Source organism: Trinickia violacea (assembly GCF_005280735.1).
Lineage (GTDB): Bacteria > Pseudomonadota > Gammaproteobacteria > Burkholderiales > Burkholderiaceae > Trinickia_A > Trinickia_A violacea.
On the sequence record NZ_CP040078.1, the window covers coordinates 2598892 to 2619519 of the forward strand.

Sequence of the window (20628 nt, forward strand, 5' to 3'; positions counted from 1 at the left end):
CCTAGAACGGAGAATTGGGATGCAAAAGAAACTGATATGCATGCTGGTGGCGGCCAGCATGCCGGGGATTGCTTTAGCCGACTCCACGAGTGCGGAAATCAAAGCGCTTCAAGCCGAACTGAAAGCGCTGCAAAAAGAAGTCAAGGCACTCAAGGCGGAAGTGGCGTCCAAGCCGGCCGTTGCGGGGACCTCGGGCACGGCAGCGGTCGCGACAGCGGCCACGGCTGCGCCCGCCGCGCCGGTCGATATCTCGTCGCCGGATTACGGCAAGGCGACAGCGACGTTGACCAACGACGACCTCACGTCGATGAAGCAGCAGATCGCGAATCAGCAGTTGAAGGTCGATTCGCTCACCGACGCGGCCAACACCGGACCGATCGCGGGCCTCTCGGTCACGGGCTACATCGACCCGACCTACGTGTATAACCGCGCGCAAAGCAGCTCGTCGTTCCTGTTCGCGAACCACGAAAGCAGCTACAACTACTTCAACAGCACGTTCGGCGATCTGTATCTCGACATCAAGAAGACGTTCGGCGTGGGCCCGATGGCGCCGTCCGCCGAGATCACGCTGATGCCGAACCGCGGCAACGGCATCACGCTGCTGCAGAACGAGCACGGCAGCACGGGGCTCGACATCCTCAATACGGCTGTGGTCAACGTGCCGCTGTCGGGCACCACGACGTTCGTGGCCGGCTTGATTCCGAGCTTCGGCGGCTACGAAGTGCAGCAGTCGAATCAGATGCAGACGCTCACGCATAACCTGCTCTACGACTTCTCCGATCCGGGCAGCTATGTCGGCATCGGCTTGAATTACACGGGCGACGGCAGCAATTGGGCGTGGAAGTTCTTCCTCGGCAACGAGCAGTACCGCACTTACGGCTCGGTGACGCAGAACGGCACCAACGCGTTCGGCGATCCGGTCACGTCGAGCAACAAAATCCCGACGTTCACGGCGCGTACCGACTACACGTGGTCGAGCGCGCTCGATATCGGCGGCTCGTTCAACATCGGACGCCAGACGCTGGCCACCGCGACCAATTCGAGCGGTCAGACGGTCGGCTTCGGTCCTGCCGGCTTGTCAAGCACCGCTTACGGCACGTTCTTCTTCGGCGAAGCGGATATGACGTACACGCTTGCCGACGTGATCTACAACGCCGAAGTCGACTACGGCCAGCAGCAGCACGCGGCATTCAACGGCGGCGAAGCGCAGTGGTACGGCGTGTCGCTGCTCGCGCACCGCAAGTTCAATGTGCCGGTGCTCGGCCGGATGGGCGCGACACTGCGCTACGACTACCTCGTCGACAGCAAAAACGGCGGCGGTGGTGGCGGCATTGCGCTGAACAGCCAAGGGCGCGATCCGTACAATGGCTTCGGCGTCAGCACCGATTGCATCCAGAACTCGACCGACGGCGGCATCGAATGCAAGGGCGCAAACCGCCAGGACGTCGCGCTCGACCTGCTGTTCTATCCGACTCAGCAGATCACCGTGAAGGTCGAATACCGTCACGACTGGGCGAACAACGCCGTGTTCCTGCGCAACGATGGTTCGTACGCGAAGTCGAACGATCTGCTCGCCACGCAGTTCATCTACTCGTTCTAAACTGTCGCACCGCTGCGGCGTGAGGCGCCGCGCTCGTCATCGACGCGTCACCTCACGCCCTTTCCTGCCTATGCTCAAGTTCTCGAATCAACCCCACGTCGCGTCGTATTACGCGGCCACCGCCAACGACACGACGCGCCACGCGCCCCTTGCCGACGCGCTGAGCGTCGACGTCTGCGTGATCGGCGCCGGGCTCACCGGCATCAGCACCGCGCTCAATCTCGCGGAACGCGGGCACTCGGTCGCCGTGCTGGAGGCGTCGAAAGTCGGATGGGCTGCGAGCGGCCGCAACGGCGGGCAGTTGATCGCGGGCTTCGCATGCGGCATCGATGCGTTCGCGAACCACATGGACGACGCCGACGTGAAGCGCGTCTGGGACATGGGTCTCGAGACACTCGACATCGTCAAGGACCGCGTCGCGAAACACCAGATCGATTGCGACCTGACGTTCGGCTACCTTACCGCGGCGAACAAGCCGCGCCATGCAGCAGAACTTCGCGCCGCGCGCGACGACGCCGCCAAGCGCTTCGGCTACGACCGCTTGCGCTACGTCGAGCGCGACGCGATGCCGGAGTACGTGCAGTCGTCGCGCTACCTGGGCGGACTGTTCGATCCCGACAGCGGCCATCTGCATCCGCTCAACTACACGCTCGGCCTCGCGCGCGCCGCGAAAGACGCCGGCGTGAAAATCTTCGAAGACAGTTGCGTGACGTCGATCGGCAAGGAGGACGGCAGGCATCTCGTCGAAACGCCGAAGGGCCGTGTGCGCGCGCAATACGTCGTGCTCGCGTGCAATACCTACCTCGGCGCGCTCGCTCCGCAGCTCACGCGCAAGATCATGCCGGTCGGCACTTATGTGATCGCGACGGAAGCGCTCGGCCACGCGCGCGCGCAAGCGCTGATGCCCGCGGGCGCCGCGCTGTGCGACAGCCGCTTCGTGCTCGACTACTTCCGTCCGTCGCCGGATGGGCGGATCTTGTGGGGCGGCAAGGTCAGCTACTCGACCTTCTCGCCGCCCAACCTCGCGCAAGCGATGCGCCGCGACATGCTCGTCACGTTCCCCCAGCTCGCCGACGTAAAGATCGACTACGCATGGGGCGGGTATGTCGACATCACGATGAATCGCGCGCCGCATTTCGGGCGGCTGTCGCCGACGGTCTATTTCGCGCAGGGCTTTTCCGGGCACGGCGTGAACACGACCGGCCTCGCCGGCAAGCTCATCGCCGAAGCGATCGACGGGCAAGCGTCGCGCTTCGACTTGTTCGGTAAGATTCGGCACCGCGATTTTCCGGGTGGCGCGTTGCTGCGCACGCCGGCGCTCGTGCTCGCGATGGCGTGGTACCGACTGAAGGATTGGATCTGATGACTGCAACGCTCGACAAGCGCGCGGACGATCTCGCGCGCCGCTCCTATTACGAAGCCAGCGTCCGGCGCCCCGCCGTGGACGATCCGATGCTCGAAGGCACGCTCGACGTCGATGTCTGCGTGATCGGCGCGGGCTTTGCCGGTTTGTCGGTCGCGCTCGAATGCCGCGCGCGCGGCCTTTCGGTTGCGGTGCTCGACGCGCATCGTTCCGGCTGGGGCGCATCGGGCCGCAATGGCGGGCAAGCGCTCGTCGGCTTTGCAAAGGACGAGGTCATTGAAAAGCAGCTGGGTCTCGATGGTGCGCGGGCGTTGTGGGCGATGTCGGTCGACGGGGTCGCGCTGATTCGCGAGCGCATCGCGAAGTACGGCATCGACTGCGATTTCACCGCGGGTTATCTGACCGTAGCGACGAAGACCAAACGCGTGCCGGATTTGCGCGCATGGATGGATGCAGCGGCGTCGCGTTGGGGCTATCCGCATTTGTCGTGGCTCGAGCGCAGCGAAGTGCGTGCGCGTATCGCATCCGAGCGCTATCTGGCCGGCGTCTACGATCCGCATTCGGGTCACCTGCATCCGCTCAAATACTGCCTTGGCCTCGCCGATGCCGCGCGTCGTGAAGGGGCGCAACTGTACGCGCATTCGCCTGTATTCGAAGTCGTTCGCGGCGCGCGGCCGGTCGTGCGTACGGCAAATGGCGAAGTGCGTTGCCGCTTCGTTGTCGCCGCCGGCAACGCCACACTGAATGGCGTATTGCCGCCACGCGTTGCCGCGTGCATTGCGCCAATCGCCTCTTACATCGTCGCGACCGAACCGCTTGGGCAAGCCCGAGCCGATGCGCTGATCGCCGGACGCGAGGCGATTTGCGACAACAACTTCTTTCTCGATTATTTCCGCCTTTCCGCAGACCACCGCGTGCTATTCGGCGGACGCGCGAGTTCGACCGGCGCATCGCCCGCGAAGCTCGCCGACGATATCCGCAAGCGCATGGTCGGCGTGTTTCCGCAGCTGTCGGATGTGAAAGTCGAATACGCGTGGGGCGGGTTCGTCGACGTGACGCGCAATCGTGCGCCCGACTTCGGTGCGATCGATCCAAACTACTTCTATGTGCAAGGGTTTTCCGGCCATGGCGTTGCGCTGACGGGCATCGCGGGGCGCGTGGTAGCCAGCGCGATCACGGGAGACGCCGCCGCCTTCGATCTCTTCGCGAAGCTCCAACACGTGCGCTTTCCTGGCGGTCCGGCTTTGCGCGGACCCGCGCTGGAAATCGGCATGCTCTATCACCGCATGCGCGAATTGTTCTGATGCGCGTCCGATTTATTCCTTAATGGCTCGCAAAAAGTTTTTACTTGCACAAAAAAGCTCGTACCTACAAAGCCGCGCATTCCGCGTAGTACCGATTCGGCGCTGGAAAAACGCCGGTCAGCACCTCGATCAGAAATGGGCCGCTGGATCGGGACGCCTCGCTCAGCGCATCTGCAAGGTCATCAAGGCGCTCGACCCTGCGCGCCGCGACACCGAGCGAAGCGGCAAAAGCAGTCCAGTCATGACACGGAAGCTTGCTGAACTGCTCCGGAATAGAGCCGTTGCTGAGCGCGTCGACATGGACCGCACCATGCGCAGAATTGTTCAACACAACGTAAAGTATCTTTATCCCGTATCGGGCCGCGGTCTGAATCTCCATTCCGTGCATCAGCATGCACCCGTCTCCGGTCACCACGACACACGGGCGCTCCGGGGCCGCAAGCTTGATACCGATCCCGGCGGCTATTGCCCAACCCATTGGCGCAAGGGAGCTGGACGAAAAATAGTTGCCAATGCCCGACGATAGCCAGTAGTGAGCCATGAATATCCGGTGGGCGCCTGAATCCACGACAACGTTTGCGTCCTTCGGCAAGAGATGACACAGCTGCTTGACGACGTCTCCTGTATGGAGCAAAAGATCGCCACCTGAACCCCGCACGCCAGTTTGCTCGAAGTAGTGGTCGTATAGCGGGGTCTGGTTGACCTCGGCGACCCATGCTTTTCTTCGTTCAAGAACCGTATGAAAGTCGGCATTCCGGTTCGTGTCCATCTGGGACAGCGTACGGAATGTAGCGCCAATCCCGGAGAAAATGCTGCCGCGCGCGATATGTCCCGTCGCCGGCGCGTCGAAGCTGTCGTCGAAGATGATCAGCTCCTTCCCGGCAGTCAGCTTCTCTGTCCAGTTCATGCTGTCGCGCTGATTCAGGTCGCAGCCGAACACGACGAGGACCTCGAGCTCATCCGAGTTGATGACACGAACCGCGCGCGAGTGGCCCGAGAATCCGTACACGCCGAGCGAAAGGACATGATTTTCAGGAAATGCGCCTTTTCCCGATAGCGTGGTCGCAACAGGAATGCAGAATTTTTCGGCCAAGTCGAGCAAGACCTTCGCGGTCTCCGGGTCATTGCCACGACTGCCGATCAGGAAAGCGATTCTCTTCGATTGGAGCAAATACTGGTTGCACAAGGCATCCAACGCTGCGCGATTGGCGGGGACCTCGCATGCGTTGAACGCGTCGTGATCGTATGGCTGCCGTGATGCGTCGCGACCGGGCAGCGCTTCCTGCCGTTGAACGTCGACGGGGATGCTCACGAAAGACTGCGCTCGACGCATCCAGTTCAGCCCTTCTGTCGCGCGCCGCATTTCGGCCTGAAGATTGTCTTTGTTCTTTAGTTCTACGACATTTTCGACCAGGCTCTTTACCACGCCGCTTTCGAAAATTCCGCTCAGCGTAGCGTCCTGGAACGCGCCTTTGCCTTCCGCGCGCGACGAAACGCCTCCAGCAATATAAAGCATGGGAATCCGGTCCGCGTGAGCAGCCGCCATTCCGGGCACGAAATTCATGGTGCCGGGTCCGGAAATTCCCACGCATACGCCAAATCTACGGCTAGCCCGCGCATAGCCATCGGCCATGAACGCACTGCTGGTCTCGTGAACGCAAACAATTCCGCGAATCGATGGCGACTTGTCGATTGCGTCCAGCAGCGGATAGATCATCTTCCCCGGCACGAGGAAGACGTGGTCGATTTTCGCGGCTTCCAACGACCTCACGACGGCTTTCGATACAGTGACGGGAGCGTGTGATTCCATATTTTTGAATACGATCCGAGTAGACACCAAGAATCGGATCTCGCTGTCCCTCATAGGGACGTCCCGCGTGGCCCTCGAAAGAGCACCGTGACGAAGCCGGCGGCAACCCCGGCATGTGGAGACAGCGAGACGGCCCTGAACGCGCTGCACACCGGCTGCAATCGCGTCCCGTGCTGCTTCATCGGGCCCACCTGGAACGGGCCCGTGTCTCCATGTTTGTCGTCCAACCTGAACGGGCTGCCCGCTCAGAACGTCTGCCAGTCTCGAGCGTCGCCGTTGCTGCTTGCGGCCACGGCGCTCGCGCCGGCGGCAAGGCGCGGCCTCGTTGCGGGCTTGGTCAACCTCGCAGGGGAAGACGCGCGAATTTTCGGCGGCGCCACCTGTGATTCCTTCCGAGGCGTGTCCGCTCGTGACACAGAAACTCGCCTGTCGTCGACCTTGAAGAAGGCCACCGCTGCACGCAGGCTCTGAGCCTGTTGCGCCGTCGACTGGGCCGCGGCCGACGCTTCTTCCACCAGCGCGGCATTCTGCTGGGTGACCTGGTCCATCTGGTTGACAGCCTGGTTGACCTGCTCGATGCCGGTGCTCTGTTCTTGGGACGCCGACGAGATTTCACCTACGATGTCGGTGACGCGCTTCACCGACGCGACGATCTCATGGATCGTGCCGCCCGCCTGCTCGACAAGCGTCGAGCCCGCCTCCACCCAGTTGACCGAATTGGCAATCAAGTCCTTGATTTCCTTTGCCGCGCTGGCACTACGCTGCGCGAGTGCGCGCACCTCGCCGGCCACGACAGCGAAGCCCCGGCCCTGTTCGCCGGCACGAGCGGCTTCAACCGCCGCGTTGAGCGCAAGGATGTTGGTCTGGAAGGCAATACCCTCGATCACCGTGATGATCTCGGACATTTTGGTCGAACTGGTGAAAATCTCGCGCATCGTTTCGACCACTCGACCGACGACCTCGCCACCTTGCTGTGCGACGCCGGAGGCCGTCGCGGCGAGCGTTGCTGCCTGCTTCGCGTTGTCCGTGTTGTGACGGACCGCGGCGGTCAGTTCTTCGATGCTCGATGCGGTTTCTTCGAGCGATGCCGCCTGCTGCTCCGTACGGCTCGACAGATCCAGATTCCCTTGCGCGATCTGCGCACTCGCAGTTGCCACCCCTTCGGCGTTCTCGCGGACTTCCGCCACGACCTGCGATAGGGCATCGCGCATCACCTTCAGCGATGCCATGAGGCTGTTCGTGTCACCGGGCTGGAGGTTGATGCTTACGCTGAGATCGCCGGCTGCCACGCTTCTGGCCAAGTCGACGGCTGTCGCCGGCTCGGTACCCAACTGCCGTGTCACACCACGCGCCATGCGGACGCCGATGCCCACACCGATCAACACAGACAGGGCCACCAGAACAAGCATCAGATTGCGGCCCTCGACGTACACCCTGTCGTTAGATGCAGCCGCCGTTTGTGCATCACCCTGTTTCACATCGACCAGGGTGCCCATCAGGACCAGGGTCTTGAAACCCTTCTGATGGTATTCGCCCAACAAAAAGTCAGTCAGGCCGGCTTGATCCTGTGGCCCGGCGGCGCTGATCCTGCCTTTCATTTCGTTGAAGGCCTGAATGTAGTCGTGCCAGCTTTGATCGAGATCGGCGAAGGTGGCCTTCTCTTTCTCGGTGTAGGCGAGAGGCTCGGCCTGATTGAGGTGCTCGCGTGCCTGGGCCACTGCTTTTTCAGCTTGAGCCAGAGAGGCGCTTCGTCGGTCGGCAGTCGGCGCCAGAATAGCGTTGCGCAGATACGTGCCGACCCTGAGCACATCGGCATTCGCCTGCTGGATCAGGTTGAGCCCCACCAGATCCAATTGATAGGTCGCGTCTGCGTTTGCGCTGATTTGCCCCATATTGCGGACACCGATCACGCTGACGATAGCGCTGATGGCCGACACCAGGATAAAGGCGCTGATTAGCTTGGCGCCGAGCTTCATATTGCCGATGTTCATAACTCGCTTCGTCGAATTGAAAAACCGGAACAGCAGAAATTGGTGCAACAGCGCTCGCGTTGCCGGGATGCGACAAGATCCCCATAGCCTCGTTAACGGCAGCGAGCGTTCTTTCTTCACACCAATGATTGCTTACCAGAATTTCCATTTCCACTACCTCTTAAAGTTATTTTTTTGTAAGGCAATCCCGATGAGGCGACATGTGGCTCAGTGTCTGGAGCGAGCCCGCCATGCGCATGACCAAACGCGCACTACCAATACTTACGATTTCTTTCCGGTCCGATGATCGGGGTCGTGTCGGGGGTACATGGTTTTGGTGCAGACTTTTTTGTGCCTAGTTATTCCTCGAAGTAAAGAGTGTTTATCCGCGCCGGGTATGCGTACTTGGCGCGAACAAGCCTAGATTTAGCACCCATCGGACCTGCAAACCCACTCAGATCCCCAGCTAACTCATCAGACTTCGAGGCTCTTCATGAAGATTGCAAACATCGAGACGATCCCGTTGCGCATCCCGTTCACCGCGGGCGGCCGGTCCGACGAGGCGGTTTGGGGCAAAGGCGGCCTGCAAGTGGTCGACTCGTTGGTCGTCAAGGTCACGACCGATACCGGTGTCGTCGGCTGGGGCGAGACCTTCGGCTTTAACGCGGTGCCCGGCGCGAAGGCCGTGATCGATGCGGTTCTCGCGCCTGAAGCCATCGGCCGCGATGCCGCGCAGCGGGAAAAGCTGATGCTCGACCTGCAAAAGAAGTTTCATGTATTCGGGCGCAGCGGCCCGGTGATCCACGGCCTCTCCGCGATCGACATCGCGCTGTGGGACATCGCAGGCAAAGCCGCCGGGCAGCCGGTCCACCAATTGCTCGGCGGCAGCGACGCGACATCGCTTCGCGCCTATGCAAGCCTGACTCGCTACTCCGATCCTGAACTTGTCAGAGAGAACGTCGCTCGCGCGCTGCGCGACGGATTTCGCCACCTCAAGCTGCACGAGATCGATATCGAGTGCGTACGCGCGGCGCGCGAGACGGCGGGCGACGACATCGACATCACGCTCGACGTCAACGCCCCGTGGTCCGTGCGCGAAGCGCTCGACATGGCGGACAAGCTTCGCCCTTTCAATCTGCGCTGGCTCGAAGAACCCGTATGGCCGCCGGAAGACTATGCGGGGCTCGCGCGCGTCAGGCAGGAGGGACGCATTGCCGTCGCCGCCGGCGAGAACGCGTCGACGTTGATGGACTTCCAGCATCTCTTCGAAGCCAAAGCCGTCGACTTCATTCAGCCAAGCCCCGCAAAGATGGGCGGCATCACCGAATTGAAGAAGGTGTATGCCCTCGCCAACGCGTACGGCGTCACGGTGATGGTGCATTCGTTCTACGACGGTCCGGGACTGCTCGCGAGCGTGCACGCCAATGCCGCGCTGGGAGGCTCGCGCGCGCTCGTCGAATGGCGCTATTTCGATCTCGAGGCACAGCTCTACGGCGACGCGATCACGCCGAAGAACGGTGCGATTGCCGTGCCTCAAGGGCCGGGGCTCGGTCTCGAACCCAGCGCGGACGTGCTCCGCGAATACCGGGTTCGCGCCTAAGCACGCATGCAGACCCAACGGAGGAGATCATGTTGGACCGTATCGTAGGACCCTTGCTGCCGGTCGCATTTGTCATCTTGCTCGGATTCGCAGCGGGAAAGCGTGGCAAGCTCAATCACGCGGACAGCCTGTTGATCAGCCGTCTCGTCCTCAACTGGATTTTCCCGGCGCTGCTGCTCGCCGGCATGGCAGCCACGCCGCGCTCGCAACTGCTCGACTTCAGGTTCGTCTTTGCCACCTTCATCGGCGTGATGGGGATGTACGCGCTTGCGTTCGCGATCGGCTGGTTTCGCTACCGCGAGCTGAAGGCCGCTACGCTCAAAGCCTTCGTGAACGGATATCCCGACGGTGCGTTCATGGGCATCCCGATCCTGCAAGCCATGTTCGGCCCCTCGAGCCTGTACTCCGTGCTGGTGCTCAACCTCGTTGCCAGCCTCGTCATGATTCCGCTAACTACGATGCTGCTCACCATCGCCAGCGGCGAAGGCGGCGGCGCCAAGGCATTCGTCGCGAGCGTGTCGAGCGCCGTGCGCCGGCCGCTCATGTGGGCTCCCGCCATCGGCATCCTGCTTTCGCTCCTCGCCATCAAGCTGCCTCCGGTGCTGGCCGACTCGCTCAACCTGCTCGGCAAAGCGACGCCCGGCGTCTCGCTGTTCTGCCTCGGGCTCATCATGTCGTCGGTGCGGCTCAATCTTTCGAGCGAGGTGTGGATGAACATGGGACTCAAGCTGCTGTTGCATCCCGTGCTGATGATCGCAGCCGCGGCCATGCTCTCGGTCAAGGGGCTCTACGCTCAACAAATGATCCTGTTGTGCGCGCTGCCGTCCGCGACGATTCCGGCCATGTTCGCCAACGAGGCGGGCGCGTATCGAAGCGAGGCCGCCACTTCCATCCTCGTCAGCACTGCGATGTCGATCGTCACGTTCTCATTCGCGATCTATCTGATCGACGGCGGGCTTGCGGCGGCTGCGTGACGCCGGCTGGATAGCGGTCATAGAGTTTCGCGTCTAAACCCGTCCTTGCGCTGGCAACCGCGACATCCTATCGTTACATCGTACAATGTAACGATTAGCGATGAACGCAAAAGGACGCGCAGATGAGCGCGAGCCCCAACGCCGAGACAATCGACATCGCCATCATCGGCTCGGGCTTTGCCGGACTCGGCATGGCGATCCGGCTCAAGCAAGCGGGCATCGGCGATTTCCTGATTGCGGAACAAGCCGGCTCGCTAGGCGGCACGTGGCGCGACAACCATTACCCGGGCTGCGCATGCGATGTGCAATCGCATGTCTATTCGTTCTCGTTCGCGCCCAATCCGCGCTGGACGCGTATGTTCGCGCCACAACCCGAGATTCGCGCTTACCTTGAGGACTGCGCGACGCGCTTTCAGATCCGGCCGCATTTGCGCTTCCATCACGAACTCGATTCCGCCGTCTACGACGAAGCGGCATTGCGCTGGCAATTGCGCTTTGCCAATGGCAAGCACTTGTCGGCGCGCGTGTTGATATCGGGCATGGGCGCGTTGTCGCGCGCCGTGTGGCCCGACATCCCCGGCCTCGACACCTTCGCGGGCAAAGCCTTTCACTCGCAGCAGTGGGACCACGACTATCCGCTCGACGGCAAGCGCGTCGCCGTGATCGGCACCGGAGCGAGCGCGATTCAATTCGTGCCGCAAATCGCGCCGCGCGTCGCGCACCTCGATCTCTTTCAACGCACGCCACCGTGGATCATGCCAAAAGCGGATCGCGCGCTGAAGCCTCGCGAAACGCGGCTGTTCGAACGCTTTCCCCTCTTGCAACGACTCGCGCGCGCACGCCTCTATTGGATGCTCGAGGCGCGCGTGCTCGGTTTCGCGACGCATCCCGCGCTGATGAAGTCCGTGCAGAAACTCGCTCTCAAGCATCTAAAGGAGCAAGTTCCCGATCCCGTCCTGCGCGAAACATTGACGCCCGACTATACGATCGGTTGCAAACGCGTGCTGATCTCGAACGACTACTATCCGGCACTCACGCGCGAGAACGTTGACGTCGTGACAACCGGCATCGCGCGAATCGAACACGATGCCGTGGTCACCGCCGACGGCGTGCGCCACCCTGCCGACTGCCTGATCTTCGGCACCGGCTTTCACGTCACCGATCCGTTTGCGCGCGGCGTCGTGATCGGCCGCGACGGCTTGGATATCGTCGACACCTGGCGTGACGGCGCGCACGCCTACCTCGGCACGACGCTGCCGGGCCACCCGAATTTTTTCATGATCGTCGGTCCGAACACGGGCCTCGGCCACAACTCGATGGTGCTGATGATCGAAGCGCAGGTGAAGTACATCCTGCGTGCTTTGCAAGCAATGCGGCGCGAAGGGGCCGATGCGATCGAGGTGCGCGCGCAGGTCGAACGCGCCTACAACGAGCGCGTCCAGCAAAAGCTCGCGCGCGCGATCTGGTCGACAGGGGGTTGCAAGAGCTGGTATCTCGACCCGAAGACCGGCAAGAACACGACGCTCTGGCCTGGCTTCACGTGGCGCTTCCGGCATCTGACGCGGCGCTTCAGGATGGCGGACTACTACGCTTATGCGGCGAGCCTCAAGTCATCTTCAGCGAATACGGAACACGCCAGCGTTGCGATACCTTCGACCGAAACGGCGTAGCGTAGCGCGTCGCACTGCGCGATACGTCATTGACGCAAGCGCCCTCGAACAACAAAACGACAGCACAGCAATCAGGGAGAACAAGGGTGAAATCATTTACCGGCAAAGTCGCAGCCATCACCGGCGCAGGCTCCGGCATGGGCCGCGCGCTTGCGATCGCGCTCGCTCGTGAAGGGTGTGAACTGGCGCTTGCCGACCAGCATGGCGCGAACCTCGCCGATACCGCAAGGCTCGCGCAGCATGCGGCCGTGCAAAACCACGGCGAGGAAGTCGAGATCACGACCCGCGTGCTCGATGTCGCCGAGCGCGACGCGATGTTCAGCTGGGCCGCGTCGAGCGCCGCACACCATGGCCGCGTGAATCTCGTCTTCAACAATGCCGGCGTCGCGCTTTCGAGCACGATTGAAGGCATGGACCACGCGGATCTCGCATGGATCGTCGGCGTCAACTTCTGGGGCGTCGTGCACGGCACGCAAGCGTTCTTGCCGTACTTGAAGTCAGCAGGCGAAGGACACATCGTCAATACATCGAGCGTATTCGGCCTATTTGCTCAGCCCGGCATGAGCGCGTACAACGCGACCAAGTTCGCGGTGCGGGGCTTCACCGAATCGCTGCGCCAGGAGCTCGATTTGATGAAGTGCGGCGTGTCGGCGACCTGCGTGCATCCTGGCGGTATCCGCACTAACATCGTTCAAGCGAGCCGGATCGCCTCGAACATGACAGGCTTCTTGATCGACAACGAACAACAGAGCAGAAGCGATTTCGAGCGGCTGTTCATCACGTCGGCCGACGAGGCGGCACGCGTGATTCTCGACGGCGTGCGCCACAACAAGCGCCGCGTGCTGATCGGCCGCGACGCGCGCGCCGCCGATTGCCTCGCGCGCCTGCTGCCGGCAACCTATCAGGCGCTAGTCGTGGCAAGCGCACGCCGCATGCAGCGGCGCGCGCAACGGAATGCGGCGCACGACACCTCCGCGCATCGCGCATGACCCGCTCGAGCGCCGCACCTGCGTCTCGCCAGTGCCAGTAGAACAAGGGGAACCGATCATGATGCCCATCCGCCGCGACCTGCATTTCGCGCTGCCGCCCGATCGCGTCAGCGACTGGCACGCGTGGGGCCCGCATGTCACGCAGTTTTTCAACGCGCTGTCGCTGATGTTTCCCGGCGGCGAGCGCTACTTCATCGACAGCGTGCGTCACTACCGCGATCAGATCGACGACCCTGTCCTCAAGAAACACATGCTCGGATTCATCGGCCAGGAAGCGATGCATACGCGCGAACATATCGAATACAACAAACAGCTCGAAGCAGCGGGCCTGCCCGCACACCAGCTCGACAAGCGCATATGGGCGCTCTTCAACTTCGGGCGCCGGCACTTGCCGCCATCGTTCCGGCTCGCGCAAACCGTCGCGCTCGAACACTACACCGCGATGCTCGCCGGGATGGTGCTCGACGATCCCTCTCGACTCGAAGGCTCCGAGGAACATTACCGGCAGGTATGGATGTGGCATGCACTCGAGGAGACTGAACACAAGGCGGTGTCGTTCGACGTGTGGAACGCAGTCATCAAGCCGGGACCGAAGCGTTATTTGATGCGCACCCTCGCGATGCTCGAGGTCACTGTCCTGTTCTGGACGTTGGTGTTCGACTTTCACGTCCGCCTGATCGTCGCGGACCGCAAGCGCGGCGGACACCTGCGCGGCATCTGGCAAGTCGTTCGCTTCCTATTCGGCCGCCGCGGGGTGTTTCCGACGATCGCGCTGGATTGGCTGCGTTTTTTCAAGCCGAGCTTTCACCCGTGGGATCACGACAATCGCGCGCAGCTCGCGCGCCTTGACAGTCTGCTCGCGGCAATCGGCGCGACCCACGCGCCATACGGCACACACGCTCCGGGCGCCCCGCCGCACCAAGACGAAAAGGCGCCTGCATGACGTATGAAACGTTGCGCGTCCGCTCCGGCGACCTGAACCTCGCGGTCTATGTGAGCGGGCCGCCCGATGCGTCGCCTATCGTGCTCGTGCACGGCTATCCGGATTCGGCGGCCGTGTGGGAACCGTTGCGTGCGCAGCTCGAAACGCGCTATCGCGTGATCGCTTATGACGTTCGTGGTGCGGGCGCTTCAGACGCACCCTCTGAACGCGCGGGATATCGGCTTGAACCGCTTGCCGACGATCTCGCCACCGTCGCGAACGCAACCTGCGGCGCACGCCCCTTTCATCTGGTCGGACATGATTGGGGTTCGATTCAGAGCTGGGAAGCCGTCACCGGCGAGGCGCTCAACGGACGCATTGCGTCGTTCACGTCGATCTCGGGGCCTTGCCTCGATCATGTAGCGGCTGCGTCGCGCGACGCTTCGCAGCGCTCAATCGGCGCGGATCTCGCGCAACGGCTGCGGTCGTGGTACATCGTGTTTTTTCATCTTCCGCGCGTGCCCGAAATCATGTGGCGCTGCGCCGGCGTGCGGGCGTGGCCGCTTTGGATGAAGTGGAGCGAAAGCGTCGACATCGACCCCGACCCGGCTCAACTGCGCAACGCGCTCAACGGGCTCGAACTCTATCGCGCGAATTTCTTCGACCGGATACGCCACCCGCGCCCGAAACACGCCCACGCGCCGGTGCTGTTCATCGTGCCGAAGCACGACCGCTATGTCGGCCCCGCACTTTCGGTCGGCCTCGACCGCTGGCTCGGTCCCTATCAGCGCGAGGAGATCGATGCGGGGCACTGGGTCATTCTGCGCGACCCGGCAAGGATCGCCGCAAGCATCGACCGCTTCGTGACTCAGCATGAACCTCGCGCAGATGCTACGTCCCCGCTACGTTGATGGTCTGATCAATTCCTGAGCCCGCCATGGGTAATCGTCTGAAGAGCGCCGGGTAGTCGATCACGAGACCGTCTTCGTCGACTTTGAGGTTCGCCGCGAAATTCGAGCCCACGCTTTCATAGCGGTATTCGCGATCCGGTTCGATGCACGTATAGGCTTGCCGCATGCGCGTCACCTGCAAATCGGGCACCGAAATGTACGCCATCTCCAGCACCCTGCGCTCGTCTTTCCGGAGTTTCAAGCGGCGGATCGGCAGTGTGTTCGTGTACGGCGTCGCGGCGATATCGATGTCGATGCAACCATCGATAGGTTCGAGCGCGAGACCCTTGCCGTCACGCCAATGGCCCGCGCCATCGCCGTGAAGCTCCAGGCTCGCGCCGCCCATCACACGCAGGAACGCGTGCTTGACGCGCCATTGCGCGTCGCATTCGATGCGGTAGCACAGGCCGTATGCGCGGCCGTCGCGCTGCCCGGTCTGCACGCTCTCGACGACGTTGCCTTCGGCGTTGGCATCGAACGCCAGATGCTCGATGCCACCGTCCTCTTCCGATGCCCAGCGCACTTCTCGCATTCGCGACGTCTCCTATCGGTGTCAATGGAAAATGCCGAAATTGCGAGCCATCGTAGCGCAAACGCGACCCGCAAACGCCTGCCGCAAATAAACACTATCAACGGACTGGCATGCTGCACGCGCAGGATCTGCCCTATGCTCGCGAGTCGGAAACCGCGCGCTGCGGCACGCCTGCGCGAACGATCATCGCGTGTGCGATCTGCGTCATACTAAGCCGTCGCCCAGCAACACGCCGTCACGCGCTTAGCCCCTGCTTCCTGTACTTGAAGGAAACGAACATGTCATTCGCTCACGCGCCCAATCGCCGGATCGCCGCATCCGGGCCCATGTCCGCTGCCGAGCAGCAAACCCGCATCGATCTCGCCGCCGCCTACCGGCTCGCCGCACTCAATCAATGGGACGATCTCATCTACACGCATATCTCAGCGAGCGTGCCCGGCGAGCCCGGCCACTTCCTGATCAATCCGTTCGGGCTCGCATTCGATGAAGTGTGTGCCTCGAATCTCGTGAAAATCGACATCGAAGGCAATATCTTAGGCGCCAGCGAACATCCGGTGAACGCCACGGGCTTCGCGCTTCACGCCGCCGTGCACGCCGCGCGCGCCGACGCTTTCTGCGTGATGCATCTGCACAATACGGCAGGCATTGCCGTCTCGGCGCAGCGCGAAGGACTCTTGCCGGCCTCGCAGCACGCGCTGCGCTTTTACGGTCAGCTCGCGTATCACGATTACGAGGGGCTTGCGTTCACGCCGGCCGAAGGTGCGCGCCTCGTCGCGCACCTGGGCGACAAGCCCGCGATGCTATTGCGCAATCACGGCACGCTGACCGCCGGCCGCACGGTCGCCGAAGCCTACGTGCTGATGGCCACGCTCATCAAAGCCTGCGAGATTCAGATCCAGGCGCAAGGCAGCAAGCAATACCTCGTGCTGCCGGACGACACGGTCGCCAAGCGCACGGCCGAGCAACTGCTCGACGGCGGCGCGATCGAAGGCGTGCTCGAATGGCCCGCGCTCTTGCGCAAGCTCGACCGCATCGATACGTCCTATCGCGACTAAGCACGTACCGCTCCAACCTATTCATCCCACCAATCTCAGAGGAGAGACGCGATGCCAACATTCCATATCGAACTGTTCGAAGGCCGAAGCATCGAGCAAAAACGCAAGTTCGTCGAAGCGATCACGCGTGTGACGTGCGAGACGCTCGGCTGCGAAGCGAGCTCGGTCGACATCATCCTCACGGACGTCAAACGCGAAAACTGGGCAACCGCAGGCCGCCTCTGGTCCGACCCGGAGCCTTCGGTTTAAACGGCCTGCCATACCCTAAGATGCTTTGCATGCCTTAGCGGTCAAGCACGAACACGAAGTTGCGACCTTTTTCAAGGCGCCTGTCCGAAATGCGCGAGGCTTCGACGCCTCGCGGCGCAATATTTCAGCAAAACCGCAACAGCGAGCTTTTGTCCTTGCGTCGCTATGGGCCGCGCACTAATTTTCGGTTCTAGGGCCACGCAAAAGGGATCGGCCCCAACCGATCCGCACACAGCCCGGCGCCTTGCGCGCGGACGCGGCCCGGCAGGTCATAACGGGAGCCCCACCATGCATCGCCCGCCGATGGTTGCGGCGGGTGTGGCCGTGCGCCGCGCTCGCCTTGTACCGAGAATGTTTCGCCGTCCGTATCGTGCGCCAAGCATGCTCTATGACGGCTTTTCCGCGTATTGCGAATGCCCCGCTTGGCATCGGATCGTGCTGCCCCGGCATAGGAACGAGACGTTGGACGGGCAGCATTGTCTATTCGCGCCCAAACGACGGCTGAGCGTTTCATTCGATTAAAAGCGGCGAAACAAGACTCGCTTGTTATTCGTTTGAACGAACTCGGAAAGCACTCTGCAAGACAAGCGGCGCCCCTATGCGCTGCAGCGCGGTCGATTGCCGCACTTTTCAATGATCAGTCAATTGACGCTCATCAAAATGCGTTTTAGCGATTCGTTGCGCATCAGTCACTTACCTCTCGAAATTTGATGCACATCATTGACGACTCGGCATAAAGCGTCAAAACGCAGTGCAGCAAATTTCGCGTTGCTGCCCTAACCTTGCGGCCATCTGCATAGCACAGCGCAGTGCGTACCGGCATCGGCCGGCACGCGTGGTCAACTTCTGCTCTCTGGCTTATGGAACCCGCACTCAGCGCTTTCGAACTGGCGCGCATACAGTTCGCCTTCACCGTTTCATTCCACATCATCTTTCCGGCGCTCAGCATCGGCTTAGCGAGTTTCATCACCGTGCTCGAATGGCGTTGGCTCAAAACCGGCAAGGCGTACTACAAAGATCTGTGCCTGTTCTGGTCGAAGATCTTTGCGGTCGCCTTCGGCATGGGGGTCGTCTCGGGCGTAGTGATGAGCTACCAATTCGGCACCAACTGGGCCGGCTTTTCAAAGTTCGCCGGACCGATCACCGGACCGCTCTTGGCCTACGAGGTCATGACCGCGTTCTTTCTCGAAGCCGGCTTCCTCGGCATCATGTTGTTCGGCTGGAAGCGCGTCGGACCGCGCGCGCACTTCGGCGCGACCTTGCTGGTGGCGATCGGCACGCTGATCTCCACGTTCTGGATTCTCGCGTCGAATAGCTGGATGCAGACGCCGCAAGGCTTCACGATCGCCGACGGCCACGTGGTCCCAGTCGACTGGTTCAAGATCATCTTCAATCCTTCGTTTCCGTATCGTCTCGCGCACATGACGCTCGCCGCGTTCATCGTCGCCGCGCTCGTGGTGGCCGCGGTAGGTGCATGGCATTTGCTCAAAGGCCGGCGCGATCCGGCGGTGAAGAAGATGTTTTCGATGGCGCTGTGGCTGCTTTTGATCCTCACGCCGATTCAGGCATTGGTCGGCGATCAGCACGGCTTGAATACGCGCGAGTACCAACCCGCGAAGATCGCGGCGATCGAGGGCTTGTGGGAAACCGAACAAGGAGGCACGGCGCTCAATCTGTTCGGCATCCCCGACATGGAAGCTGAAACGACGCGCTATGCCGTGTCGATCCCGCACCTCGGAAGCCTGATTCTCACGCACAGTTGGGATGGCGAAATTCGCGGCCTCAAAGAGTTTCCGAAGGAAGACCGGCCGGACTCGACCGTCGTGTTCTGGAGTTTCCGCATCATGGCCGGGCTCGGTGTGTTGATGATCCTGATGTCCGCGCTGTCGTGGTGGCTGCGCCGCCGCGGGCGTCTCTTCGACGCGAAGTGGTTCCACCGCTTCGTCGTCGCGATGGGTCCCACCGGCTTCATTTCGCTGCTCACGGGATGGGTGACGACCGAAGTCGGCCGTCAGCCGTGGGTCGTGTACGGCGTGATGCGGACTTCGCACGCCGTGTCGCCGCTTACCGCGCAGCAGGTCGGCATTTCGCTGATGGCGTTCGTGGTCGTCTACTTCCTCGTATTCGGCACTGGCGTGTACTACATGCTGAAGCTGATGAAAAACGGCCCTGCACTGCCGCCTGCGGGACAGGAAGTGGAACACGACACGCCGCACGATACGAACAAGCGCCCCAAGCGTCAGCCGATGCCGGCGCCCAAGCACTTGATCGACGCTTAAGCGCGCGAGCCGCATCGCTATCGTGGAAACTCGTAAAACCCCTGTATTTCGAGGCTTAAAATGGATGTGACCGTTGTCTGGGCTGCGATCATCGCGCTCGGCCTGTTCCTGTATGTCGTGCTCGACGGCTTCGACCTCGGCATCGGCATCGTCTTCCCGTTCTTCCCCGACGAGCGCGAGCGCGACCTCATGATGAACACCGTCGCCCCCGTGTGGGACGGCAACGAGACCTGGCTCGTACTCGGCGGTGCATCGCTGTTTGCCGTGTTTCCGGTCGTGTATTCGACGGTGCTTTCGGCGCTTTATCTGCCGCTCGTCTTCATGCTCATGTGTTTGATCTTTCGCGGCGTGTCGTTCGAGATCCGCGCCAAGGCGAAGCGCACGAAGCCCATGTGGGACCTTGCGTTCATCGGCGGCTCGACGGGCGCCGCGTTCTTTCAAGGGATTGCACTAGGCGCGTTCCTGCAAGGCATTCCGGTCGAGAACGGCCAGTTCGCCGGCGATGCGTTCGGCTGGCTCACGCCTTTCAGCCTGCTGACGGGGCTCGGGCTCGTCGCGACCTACGCGCTGCTCGGCGCGTGCTGGCTCGTCGCGAAGACCGAGGGCGACCTGCAGCGGCGCCTGCATCGCGTCGTATGGCCGCTCACGCTCGTGCTGCTCGCGTTCATCGCGATGGTCAGCGTCTGGACGCCGCTGCAAGACCCGAACATGGCCGCGCGCTGGTTCGATTCGGGCTTGTTCTATCGCTTGCTGCCTGCGCCGTTCCTCGTCGCGGTCTGCGCAGTCGTCATGTATCGCGCAGTTCACGGCCAGCACCACACCACGCCGTTCCTCATCGCGCTCACGCTCGTGCTGCTCGGTTACGCCGGCCTGCTCGTGTCGCTCTGGCCGTACGCGATTCCGTCGACCTTGACCGTGTGGGAGGCGGCCGCACCGCGTTCGAGCCAGACCTTCACGCTCGCCGGGGCGGCGGTGATCCTGCCGATCATTCTCGGCTACACGATCTTGGGTTATTGGGTTTTCCGCGGGAAGGTACGTCATGGCGACGCGCATTATCACTAAATCGATGGCCGCGCTTCAACGCGCGAGCTGGGCGATTCCGAGCTGGGTCTGGTTCGTCGCGCTGTGGTGCGTGGGCGTGAGCGGCGCGATGCTGATCGGCGCGCTGTTCAAAGTGTTCATGAACGTCACGCTGTTTGCCGTTTCGAAGTGACCTGCGGCACAGGACACCGCCGGGGATGCTGTGATCGGCATCCCCGGCGCTTCCCTCTCTCCCCGTCTTTCCCCGGTCCCTCACCGCGTGGTATGCATTAGACGAATTGGCGCCGCGCTTTTTGAAGCGGCGCCGGGCGCTGCCTAGG

The 20628-nt window shown here is 62.0% G+C and carries 17 protein-coding genes; 14 read left to right on the forward strand and 3 right to left on the reverse strand.

Annotated elements, in window-relative coordinates; translation table 11 throughout:
- Positions 1-19 precede the first annotated feature (19 nt).
- The 3 genes from FAZ95_RS33735 (at position 20) to FAZ95_RS33745 (ending at position 4267) form a co-directional block, all read left to right on the forward strand.
- Entirely contained in the window at positions 20-1600 is a 1581-nt protein-coding gene (locus FAZ95_RS33735; protein ID WP_137336727.1) for a DUF3138 family protein, read from the forward strand.
- 70 nt (positions 1601-1670) lie between these two features.
- Complete coding sequence (locus FAZ95_RS33740) at positions 1671-2963, forward strand: NAD(P)/FAD-dependent oxidoreductase (protein WP_137336728.1); 1293 nt, start codon at positions 1671-1673, stop codon at positions 2961-2963.
- Positions 2963-4267, forward strand: a complete 1305-nt coding sequence (locus tag FAZ95_RS33745; protein WP_137336729.1) for an NAD(P)/FAD-dependent oxidoreductase — start codon at positions 2963-2965, stop codon at positions 4265-4267. Before FAZ95_RS33740 ends, FAZ95_RS33745 begins: the two co-directional genes overlap by 1 nt.
- A gap of 64 nt (positions 4268-4331) precedes the next feature.
- Here FAZ95_RS33745 and FAZ95_RS33750 read toward each other — a convergent pair whose 3' ends face one another.
- Together FAZ95_RS33750 and FAZ95_RS33755 are read right to left on the reverse strand one after the other, a co-directional pair.
- Positions 4332-6131, reverse strand: a complete 1800-nt coding sequence (locus tag FAZ95_RS33750) for a thiamine pyrophosphate-binding protein (RefSeq protein ID WP_367872866.1) — start codon at positions 6129-6131, stop codon at positions 4332-4334.
- Positions 6132-6322: 191 nt separating this feature from the next.
- A complete protein-coding gene (locus FAZ95_RS33755) occupies positions 6323-8068 on the reverse strand; it encodes a methyl-accepting chemotaxis protein (protein ID WP_137336731.1) in 1746 nt (581 codons plus the stop codon).
- Between the two features lie 472 nt (positions 8069-8540).
- Here FAZ95_RS33755 and FAZ95_RS33760 point away from each other — a divergent pair, with 472 nt between their 5' ends.
- From FAZ95_RS33760 to FAZ95_RS33785, 6 genes are all read left to right on the forward strand, one after another.
- A complete protein-coding gene (locus tag FAZ95_RS33760) occupies positions 8541-9647 on the forward strand; it encodes a mandelate racemase/muconate lactonizing enzyme family protein (RefSeq protein ID WP_137336732.1) in 1107 nt (368 codons plus the stop codon).
- 29 nt (positions 9648-9676) lie between these two features.
- Positions 9677-10621, forward strand: coding sequence for an AEC family transporter (locus tag FAZ95_RS33765; protein WP_137336733.1), 945 nt, complete (start codon positions 9677-9679; stop codon positions 10619-10621).
- Between the two features lie 122 nt (positions 10622-10743).
- A complete protein-coding gene (locus tag FAZ95_RS33770) occupies positions 10744-12291 on the forward strand; it encodes a flavin-containing monooxygenase (protein WP_137336734.1) in 1548 nt (515 codons plus the stop codon).
- Between the two features lie 86 nt (positions 12292-12377).
- A complete protein-coding gene (locus FAZ95_RS33775; RefSeq protein ID WP_137336735.1) occupies positions 12378-13280 on the forward strand; it encodes an SDR family NAD(P)-dependent oxidoreductase in 903 nt (300 codons plus the stop codon).
- A 58-nt stretch (positions 13281-13338) separates the two neighbouring features.
- Entirely contained in the window at positions 13339-14223 is an 885-nt protein-coding gene (locus tag FAZ95_RS33780) for a metal-dependent hydrolase (RefSeq protein WP_137336736.1), read from the forward strand.
- Complete coding sequence (locus tag FAZ95_RS33785; RefSeq protein WP_137336737.1) at positions 14220-15113, forward strand: alpha/beta fold hydrolase; 894 nt, start codon at positions 14220-14222, stop codon at positions 15111-15113. Before FAZ95_RS33780 ends, FAZ95_RS33785 begins: the two co-directional genes overlap by 4 nt.
- Here the strand turns inward: FAZ95_RS33785 and FAZ95_RS33790 are convergent.
- On the reverse strand, positions 15094-15684 hold the full coding sequence (locus FAZ95_RS33790; protein ID WP_137336738.1) for a putative glycolipid-binding domain-containing protein: 591 nt from the start codon (positions 15682-15684) through the stop codon (positions 15094-15096). The genes FAZ95_RS33785 and FAZ95_RS33790 overlap by 20 nt on opposite strands.
- Positions 15685-15962: 278 nt before the next feature.
- Here FAZ95_RS33790 and FAZ95_RS33795 point away from each other — a divergent pair, with 278 nt between their 5' ends.
- From FAZ95_RS33795 to FAZ95_RS39645, 5 genes are all read left to right on the forward strand, one after another.
- Complete coding sequence (locus FAZ95_RS33795; RefSeq protein ID WP_137336739.1) at positions 15963-16739, forward strand: class II aldolase/adducin family protein; 777 nt, start codon at positions 15963-15965, stop codon at positions 16737-16739.
- 51 nt (positions 16740-16790) lie between these two features.
- Positions 16791-16988, forward strand: coding sequence for a 4-oxalocrotonate tautomerase (locus FAZ95_RS33800; protein ID WP_137336740.1), 198 nt, complete (start codon positions 16791-16793; stop codon positions 16986-16988).
- Positions 16989-17848: 860 nt separating this feature from the next.
- Entirely contained in the window at positions 17849-19267 is a 1419-nt protein-coding gene (locus FAZ95_RS33805) for a cytochrome ubiquinol oxidase subunit I (protein WP_137336741.1), read from the forward strand.
- A gap of 60 nt (positions 19268-19327) precedes the next feature.
- A complete protein-coding gene (gene cydB, locus FAZ95_RS33810; RefSeq protein ID WP_137336742.1) occupies positions 19328-20329 on the forward strand; it encodes a cytochrome d ubiquinol oxidase subunit II in 1002 nt (333 codons plus the stop codon).
- On the forward strand, positions 20307-20480 hold the full coding sequence (locus FAZ95_RS39645; protein ID WP_175425833.1) for a hypothetical protein: 174 nt from the start codon (positions 20307-20309) through the stop codon (positions 20478-20480). Before cydB ends, FAZ95_RS39645 begins: the two co-directional genes overlap by 23 nt.
- The last annotated feature ends 148 nt before the right edge of the window (positions 20481-20628 follow it).